General features: G+C 38.2%; 7 protein-coding genes, 2 pseudogenes and 1 other annotated feature. Of the genes and pseudogenes, 7 read left to right on the top strand and 2 right to left on the bottom strand.

Annotated features, from left to right (window positions below; genetic code table 11):
• Positions 1-70: 70 nt before the first annotated feature.
• A complete protein-coding gene (locus B371_RS0103405) occupies positions 71-1,015 on the bottom strand; it encodes a 3-hydroxyacyl-CoA dehydrogenase NAD-binding domain-containing protein (protein WP_019412910.1) in 945 nt (314 codons plus the stop codon).
• 199 nt (positions 1,016-1,214) lie between these two features.
• Between B371_RS0103405 and B371_RS0103415 the strand changes: the two genes are divergently transcribed.
• From B371_RS0103415 to serA, 4 genes are all read left to right on the top strand, one after another.
• Entirely contained in the window at positions 1,215-1,949 is a 735-nt protein-coding gene (locus B371_RS0103415; RefSeq protein ID WP_019412912.1) for an SDR family NAD(P)-dependent oxidoreductase, read from the top strand.
• A 21-nt stretch (positions 1,950-1,970) separates the two neighbouring features.
• Positions 1,971-2,378 (top strand): NUDIX hydrolase, encoded by a 408-nt coding sequence (locus B371_RS0103420; RefSeq protein ID WP_019412913.1) that lies wholly within the window; start codon positions 1,971-1,973, stop codon positions 2,376-2,378.
• 166 nt (positions 2,379-2,544) lie between these two features.
• Positions 2,545-2,781, top strand: a binding site (T-box leader).
• Positions 2,782-2,845: 64 nt separating this feature from the next.
• A complete protein-coding gene (locus B371_RS0103425; protein WP_019412914.1) occupies positions 2,846-4,006 on the top strand; it encodes an alanine--glyoxylate aminotransferase family protein in 1,161 nt (386 codons plus the stop codon).
• 1 nt (position 4,007) lies between these two features.
• A complete protein-coding gene (gene serA, locus B371_RS0103430) occupies positions 4,008-5,594 on the top strand; it encodes a phosphoglycerate dehydrogenase (protein ID WP_019412915.1) in 1,587 nt (528 codons plus the stop codon).
• 334 nt (positions 5,595-5,928) lie between these two features.
• Here the strand turns inward: serA and B371_RS24400 are convergent.
• A pseudogene (locus tag B371_RS24400) lies at positions 5,929-6,006 on the bottom strand (IS3 family transposase); the annotation flags it as partial.
• Positions 6,007-6,424: 418 nt separating this feature from the next.
• Here B371_RS24400 and B371_RS22685 point away from each other — a divergent pair.
• From B371_RS22685 to B371_RS0103445, 3 genes and pseudogenes are all read left to right on the top strand, one after another.
• Positions 6,425-6,747, top strand: a pseudogene (locus tag B371_RS22685) (transposase); the annotation flags it as partial.
• A gap of 301 nt (positions 6,748-7,048) precedes the next feature.
• On the top strand, positions 7,049-7,855 hold the full coding sequence (locus B371_RS0103440; protein ID WP_040681145.1) for a hypothetical protein: 807 nt from the start codon (positions 7,049-7,051) through the stop codon (positions 7,853-7,855).
• Positions 7,848-8,252 (top strand): hypothetical protein, encoded by a 405-nt coding sequence (locus B371_RS0103445; RefSeq protein ID WP_019412918.1) that lies wholly within the window; start codon positions 7,848-7,850, stop codon positions 8,250-8,252. Before B371_RS0103440 ends, B371_RS0103445 begins: the two co-directional genes overlap by 8 nt.
• Positions 8,253-8,490 lie beyond the last annotated feature (238 nt).

Consider the following 8,490-nt stretch of genomic DNA (forward strand, 5'->3'; position numbering starts at 1 on the left):
CCGCCTGTAACGGAAATTACTAGATCTAAATTCTTTCTTAAAGGACCGGGCGAACTTTGCCCGGTTTTTCTTATTTGCAACGTGTATGTAATATCGCCATTTGCTTTTGATCACGTGAACTTGCAAGTTCATCAATTGTCGAGTGACCATAGGATTCACGAGATTTCTCCGCTAATCGTAAGATTGTTTCATTGTCCATCTGTAGGTTACCTTGAGCTGTCCAACTCTTTTCCATTGTTGGTCCTAAGTGACGCATAAATGATTCCATACCCCCTTGGCCACCACCTAAGTGCATGCCGAGCATCGGGCCAGCTGCTGCCCAACGTAAACCAATAGAATCTTTCACAATTTCATCTACATCTTCCATCGAGACAACACCTTCATCCACTAAACACATGGCTTCACGCAACATGGCAAACTGCAAACGGTTCGCAACAAAACCGAACACTTCTTTTTGAATATGTTGTGGAGATTTACCAAGCGCTCTATAAAACACCAATGTATCCTCAACGGCCTTATTTGAAGTAGAAGTGCCTGGCACCACTTCGACCAATGGCATCACTAGTGGGGGATTGAACGGATGACCTATTAGCATACGGCTCTTGTCTTTCATTAATGCAGAGATATCAGTTGCTTGGATTGTCGAAGAAGAGGACAATAACAGAGTATTTGGTTCTATATATTTTTCTATTTCAGCAAAGAGTTCCTGTTTTAAAGACAATTTTTCAGGTCCGTTCTCTTGGATAACTGCAGCACCTGTAACAGCTACTTGTAACTCTGATGTAAGAGATAATCGAGACTCGAAACCAGTAGCTGGTAAGTCAAGTAAAGCCAGCGTAGAACCAATTGACTGGAAATGTTGATCAGAAACCTCTTGCAAATCAGCTCTTGGGTCATATAATCGTACAGTTAAACCATGTGCTAGAAATAGCGTTGCCCAAGAAAGACCAATTGTGCCTGCTCCAATTACCGCTACTGGATTAAAGCGTTGTAAATCATCATTTATATGTGTCATTGTTCATCCTCCTTGTTCTTTGGTCATACATGTTATTATTATTATTACATAGAAATACGTTTGGGGATGTGGTAGCATGTTTAGTTTTGGTGGAGTACCAGATTGGTTTTATATTCTAGCTATCGTGGTTGTCGTTGCGATTGTTTTAGTTAATGAATGGTGGACGCGATAAAAAAATTATGAAAGGCGGCCTTTACTTATGAACCAAGCACAGGTGGTTATTGTAACAGGAGCTTCGCAAGGGATAGGGCGAGGGATCGCTGAAGCTTATGTAGCTTACGGGGCACAAGTAGTCCTCGCGGATATTAATGAGGAATTGGGAAAAGAAACAAGCGAACAGCTAGTACGTAGTGTCTTTATAAAAACTGATATACGTAGAGAAGAAGACATTAAAAACTTAATGGAACAAACAATAAATAAATTCGGACGTATAGATATTTTAATTAATAACGCTGGGAAGAGTGAATTTAAATCATTATTTGAATTATCGATAACAGAGTGGGACGATGTGATCAATACCAATTTAAGGAGTGTTTTTTTATGCTCCCGTGAAGCAGCTTTGCAAATGAAAAAACAGGACAACGGAGGAGCCATCATAAATATTGCTTCCACCCGAGCAACTATGTCGGAGGCAAATTCAGAAGCTTATAGTGCTACAAAAGGAGGGATAGTTGCAATTACTCATGCGCTTGCCACATCTCTTGGAGAACATAAAATTACTGTTAACTCTATCTCGCCTGGTTGGATTGAAACAGGGGACTATAATGAACTTCGAGATATTGATCACAAACAACATTTGTCTGGCCGGGTAGGAAAACCTTCCGATGTTGCAAAAGCATGCCTCTATTTAACAGACCCCCAAAATGACTTTGTCACAGGCATTAATCTAGTAGTAGATGGTGGGATGACTCGTAAAATGATTTACGAACATTAAGTTAGGTAAGGGGGAACAGCGATGTTTAATTGGAAGGGTGCATCAGGAGTTTGCATAAATGAAGACAATCAACTATTAATGGTACTGCAAGCGGCTCATGGAGAAGAACCCAAATGGACTGTTCCTTCAGGTGGACTTGAAGACAACGAAACTTTTGAACAATGTTGTGTTCGCGAATTCGAGGAAGAAACAGGATTGAAAGTGGAAGTCATATCTAAACTTCAAGATAAAAGTGGGTCCAATAATGAATATAAAATAACATACGAGTTGCAGTACTTTCGAGTGAAAGTATTAAGTGGAGAGTTAACGGTGCAAGATCCTGATGAATTCATTTTAGATATCGCTTGGAAGTCTCTAGAAGAACTAGAACAATTAGATATGAGCTATCCAAAAGATTTACTATTCTTTAGAGATTTACTGGCAATATAAAATAAAAATATCGGCCGACTTTTATACAAAAATCACTATGTTTAGTTGGCAATAATGAGATTAGAAAATTAAAAATAAAATTATTTTTAATGGAAACGTTTACAGTGACTATAGCATGTTGACAATTATCTGAATTTTGTTATTCTTAATGAAATTCAATACTTATTAAAATATGTTGATGAAGATAAGCCTTATGAAATTGAAATCTCTAGAGAGCTGATGGGTGGTGAAAATCAGCGATTTCTACATAATGTAGCACTTTTGAATAGATGAGTTGAAACCAATCTTGTAAGCTCATTCGCTTCATGCACGTTAAGCATGTTAACCAATGAGGCTACCGCTCTGTTAAAAGGGTAGCAAAAAAGGGTGGTACCGCGTAAGTTACAAACTTTTCGCCCCTTACACTAGTAAGGGGAGGAAGGTTTTTTTTTATATTTAAAAAATTTAAAAACGAGAGGAGAATGACAATGTTAGCTGATCAACAAATTTTGAGAATTCCAGGACCGAGCCCTATTCCACCGAGTGTACAACGTGCAATGACTCAACCTATGATTGGACATCGAGGACAAAATACATCCGATATGCTGAAGAAAATAGGACCAAAATTGAAGGCGATTTTTGGGACTTCACAAGAAGTAGCCATCATAACAGGAAGCGGGACAGCTGGTTTAGAAGCTGCTGTAGTAAACGTGGTTAAGCCAGGTGATGAGGTTTTAGTTATAGTCACAGGCGCTTTTGGCGACCGTTTTACAAAAATTTGCGGAGCATACCAGATTCACTATCAAAGAATTGATGTTGAATGGGGCAAAGCGTTAAACCCTGCTGCTATTAAAGATTATGTTCAAGAACATCCAGAGATAAAAGCTATTTTCTCTACATATTGTGAAACTTCAACCGGGATATTGAATCCTATTAAAGAATTATGTGAAGCTGTTCGACAAGTAAGTGATGCATTGATTATTGTAGACGGGGTTTCGTGCGTTGGCGGTGTAGACACTCAGATGGATGAGTGGGGAGTTGATGTCATGGTTACAGGCTCTCAAAAAGCATTCATGCTTCCTGCGGGATTAACTTTTGTAGCTGCCAGTGAAAGAGCGTGGAAGGTAATCGAGCAAAATGACCAACCTCGTTTTTACTTGGACTTAAAAAAATATCGTGACAATTTAATAAAAGATACTACACCTTTTACACCTGCATTGTCTTTATTATTCGGGCTTGAGCAAGTTCTTAATTTAATAGATGAAGAAGGACTAGAAGAAGTTTATAAAAGACATACATTGATGATGGAGATGACACGCGCAGCTTTCCATGCATTGGAAATTCCTTTATTGACGAGTGATGCTGATAGTTCTCCTACTGTCACAGCTGTAAAACCGGATGATTTTGATGCAGAGGAATTCCGAAAAGTATTGAAAAAAGAATTTGGTTTATCAATTGCAGGAGGACAGCAGCATTTAACAGGCAAAATAGTTCGAATCGGACATATGGGTTATTGTTCTCCAGCGGATGTTCTTCAAATTATAAGCATGGTGGAAATCGGCTTACAGATGATTGGAAAAGAGATTGTGTTAGGCAAGGGAACGGCTGCTGCTCAAAAAATTTACTTAAATCAAGGAGTGTTAGTCTAAAATGGCTTTTAATATACTAATTAGTGACCCCTTAAGTGAAGAAGGAATCTATCCGCTAAGACAGGCAGAGGGAATGAATATTGTTATCGAAACGGATTGGTCACCAGAGGAACTGGCAAATCGTATAGGTGAATTTGATGCTTTGCTGGTGCGAAGCCAAACGCAAGTTACTGCTGCCATTATTGCCAAAGCAACCAACTTGAAAATAATAGGCCGCGCGGGTGTTGGTGTAGATAATATCGATTTAAATGCAGCTACGGAAAAAGGAATTATCGTCGTCAATGCACCTGATGGAAATACAAACTCTGCTGCTGAACATACGATAGCTATGCTCATGTCGCTTGCAAGAAAAATTCCACAAGCGTTTCATGCCTTGAAAAATAATAAATGGGATCGTAAGACGTATGTAGGAGTTGAATTGAAAAACAAAACTCTTGGCGTAATAGGTCTTGGTAGAATCGGTGCTGAAGTAGCAGCTAGGGCGCAAGGGCAAAGAATGAATGTAATAGCCTATGATCCTTTTTTGACTGCTGAAAAAGCGTTGAAGATGGGCATTGACTTTGGATCAGTTGAAGATGTGCTTCGAAGAGCAGATTTTATTACTGTTCATACTCCTTTAATGAAAGAAACAAAGCATTTGATTAATGCTGATGCTTTTAAGATGATGAAAGACGGTGTCCAAATTATTAACTGTGCTAGAGGAGGCATTATTGATGAGGAAGCATTATATAATGCCATTGTTTCTAAAAAAGTCGCTGGAGCAGCATTAGATGTTTTTGAACAAGAACCAGCTGTTAATCATAAGCTTCTTACACTTCCAGAAGTGATAGCTACTCCTCACTTAGGAGCAAGTACAATTGAAGCACAGGAAAGTGTAGCGGTCGACGTAAGTCAAGATGTTGTCAATTTCTTAAATGGGGGACTAGTTCGTAATCCTGTAAATCTTCCATCCGTTTCAAAAGAAATCATGTTAAGAATAGAACCTTACTTTAATCTATCTGAGAAATTAGGGGCATTCCTAATGGCATTAACAAATGACGTAATTGAAGAGGTTAATATTCATTATTCTGGTGATTTAGCTGAGTTTGAAGTCAGTCCATTAACTCGGAACACGTTAAAAGGAATGTTAAAACGTAATTTAGGGGATCATGTAAATGAAGTGAATGCGAAGTTCTTTGCGGATCGTATTGGTATACAAGTTAATGAACACAAATCATCTGCTTCAAAAGGATTCACCAATCTATTGACAGTGGAAGTGAAGACTTCAAGGGGCACGAGAACAGTATCTGGTACATTATTAAATGGCTTGGGCGCTCGCATCGTTAAAGTAGATAACTATCTTATAGATGTTGTTCCTGCAGGACATATCGTATTTATTAAACACACAGATCAACCTGGTGCAATTGGTCGCGTTGGTACATTGCTGGCAAAAGAGAATATCAATATTGCCACAATGCAAGTAGGTCGCTCTACTCTCGGCGGTGATGCAATTATGATGTTAACAATCGACAAACACATTGAGAATATTGAAATTGGACTGTTAAAAGAGCTCGAAGACATTAATGACGTTACAGCAATTGATTTATAGGTTTATGTAACAAAAAAGGAATGAAATTTTAAAATTTTGCTCTACTGAGGTTTCCGGGTAGAATAAGTGCTCTAGAATGGCGGGTAAAGTGACGAATATCACTTCACCCGCCATTTTTTTGAATACTAGTAAATGCCAGGTTCCTATTGCAAGAATGTATAAAATTTGGATGTAACATAAATCCAGTTCATGGTGTTTTTATTATATGGATTCTAACATGCTAAGACGGATTTTATTTGGTTACACGCTCGCTAATACGATTTAAAGTTAAGGTTTTAGTCTAGCCCCCATTTTTCGGACAGTGTAGAATTGTACGTTAGATAGCTACTGATTTTTAATAGGATATCGGCGACAAATAACCCAGACTCTTTTGGCTGCGATTTTCATTGAAATAAGTGATGTATTTGAGTAAATCTTCCTTTACCTGTCAGCTGTATCAATGTCATATAAATGCGGATACCCGGTCTTTAAGTGTGACAAAAAGCTTTCGATAACTGCATTTACAAGTAACCCGTTGATTTCCGTTCCAGGCGGACGCGTTCCGCCTGCATGGCTTCAGCCGCTTCCCTTGCTACGCAACCTATAGCACAAAGTATGCGTACCTTGAAATTTTCAGTAATTCTGCAAGTGCATTAACCTCAGTCCAGGGTCTTCAGCTCATGCTATTCCGGCTGGAGTCGCCGCCTTTTACTACAATCAACTAGTGTATTTCTACATCGAAAAATTCCTTCTATCTAAAAAATCATCTTGTTGAGGTATACTAAAAAAAGTAGATGCAGGTGGTGTTCCTCGTTATTCTCAACCAAGAAACCCTTCTTCTAAGTCCGGACATGGCGATTTATGAATTTGTCGTGCCAAAAGATAATATGCTTCGCCAAATGAATGAACTTGTCGGTTTTTCCTTTATTCTAGAAGAATTAAAATAAAATACTGTTTAGATAACGGTCGAAATGCGATTCCGCCTATCCGTATATTCAAATAACTATTATTAAAAGCTATTCACGATGTATCCGATGTGGACTTAGTTGAGCGTTCCAAATACAATATGTCCTTTAAATACTTTATGGCGCCGGAAGATGACGTCATCGGTCCAAGTTCACTGACAAAAGTTCGTCGACTGCGTCTAAAATATGTCGGTCTATTAGATATGGTTTTTGATCTCCAAATTGCTAAGAAATTTTTTGAGAGGTGCAAAATTTGAAATATTCTAGTATATATCTATTAGGCACTTAAAATTACAATTCGTCTTACGGTAAACCTTTCCATGCATTTAGAGAGGCCGTATATTATAATGAAAGTAAATTATTAATCACAATTATAAAAGCTTACTTTTATGAACTATAATTACCGGAAGAAATCACCGTCAAACAACGTTAGCTGGACAACTTTTGGGTTTGAAAATAAAGATGATACGATTTAATGAAAAAACAATCTTACCTAATGGAAGTGATCCGATGATTACCATCAAAATTCCACAAGAAGCTATTGCAATTGTCGGCACCTCAAGTAAAGGCGATCAATCCAAGTGGTGTATCGGTAATAAGTGGGTAAAACAAAATTCAAGAGGTTACGAGGATTTGGCAGAAATTCTTGCCTCCCTTATCTTAGAATGCTCGACATTTTCTAAATCAGAATATGTATCGTATTTCCCCTGCCAGATTGAGTTACCAAATGGGGAACTTGCGCAAGGCTGCTATTCACTGGATTTTAGGGGGACAAAACAGGAAGTTACGCTAGAACGTTTATTTGAAGCGAACTTCTCCTCGACAGACAAGATTTTAAACAATGCAACTCTCTCTACTGAAGCGAAGTTCCAGGCATTAATGCAAAAAGTCCAAGAGTACACAGGACTTAATGTTTCAAATGAAATGACCCGTTTATTCGCGTTTGATGCATTGATACTCAATGAGGATCGTCACACAAATAACATTCTCTTTTTATATGACCCCATCCAGAAAACGTGGGAGTTTGCACCCATTTTTGATCATGGACTTAGCCTTCTATCGGATGTAAAAGACTATCCGCTCGGGAAACCATTAACAATATTAATGCGTAAGGTAAAAGCAAAGCCATTAAACACCTCATTTTCTAAACAACTTGCTCTATATACGGGAGAGCCTTTTATCAGAAAAGATGAACTGATCCGAAAGTTGGAAGCTTCTTCTATAGAGCTTGGCCGTGCGAAAAAAGTCCTTTATTCACAGATTCAAGACCCTAGATTTCAGTATTTATTTAGTGAAGGAAGTGAAAAAAGTGATTGATTATATTAAGTTTGATGTGATGTGGATGGATGAAGTCATTGCATCAGTTGATTTACGTCCCGCAAATGGTGGAACCCCCTATGTCATTAACTATATAGAAGATTTTAATAAACAATTTTCCCCTCTGATGGAGGGACATATTACATTAGATGAGCTGGAAAACTGGCTGAAGTGGCGTACATTTCCCTCTACACGTGTAAATGCGAAGGAATTGCTTGAAGCAATAGGCATGCAAGCGTATAACCGATGGGGCATTGTCCATCATACACATGGTGTCATGGCAGATGATGAGATTTGGCTACGCTTTAAAGGTGAAACACTGACGCATAGAGATATATGTCTAAGAAAAGACCTGTACTATCCAAATAGTGATTCAGAGGAACAAGTAGGAATATAGGATAACTGCATTGGCCACACTTGTGCTGTGATAAAACAGAGTAGAAAAACGTGGTGGACCATTTGTTAGAAGAAAGCGGAGATTTAAAGTAAAGAAAGTTTTATTGGATAGATAATTGAGTGAAACTGACGGGCGACTTGTTTACACATAAGATTGAGGAAATCAATTCGGAAGATTTTATGAATATGAATATAACATCAATTATTTAGTATTTTTCCAAGCGTGTTGATTATCCACA

Origin of the sequence: Paenisporosarcina sp. TG20, from assembly GCF_000286315.1 — a bacterium.
Classification (GTDB): domain Bacteria; phylum Bacillota; class Bacilli; order Bacillales_A; family Planococcaceae; genus Paenisporosarcina.

Coding starts and splice junctions, on each gene's coding strand:
- B371_RS0103420 (WP_019412913.1), top strand. CDS start 1,971: ATGTTTAATTGGAAGGGTGCATCAGGAGTTTGCATAAATGAAGACAAT.
- serA (WP_019412915.1), top strand. CDS start 4,008: ATGGCTTTTAATATACTAATTAGTGACCCCTTAAGTGAAGAAGGAATC.
- B371_RS0103415 (WP_019412912.1), top strand. CDS start 1,215: ATGAACCAAGCACAGGTGGTTATTGTAACAGGAGCTTCGCAAGGGATA.
- B371_RS0103440 (WP_040681145.1), top strand. CDS start 7,049: ATGATTACCATCAAAATTCCACAAGAAGCTATTGCAATTGTCGGCACC.
- B371_RS0103405 (WP_019412910.1), bottom strand. CDS start 1,015: ATGACACATATAAATGATGATTTACAACGCTTTAATCCAGTAGCGGTA.
- B371_RS0103425 (WP_019412914.1), top strand. CDS start 2,846: ATGTTAGCTGATCAACAAATTTTGAGAATTCCAGGACCGAGCCCTATT.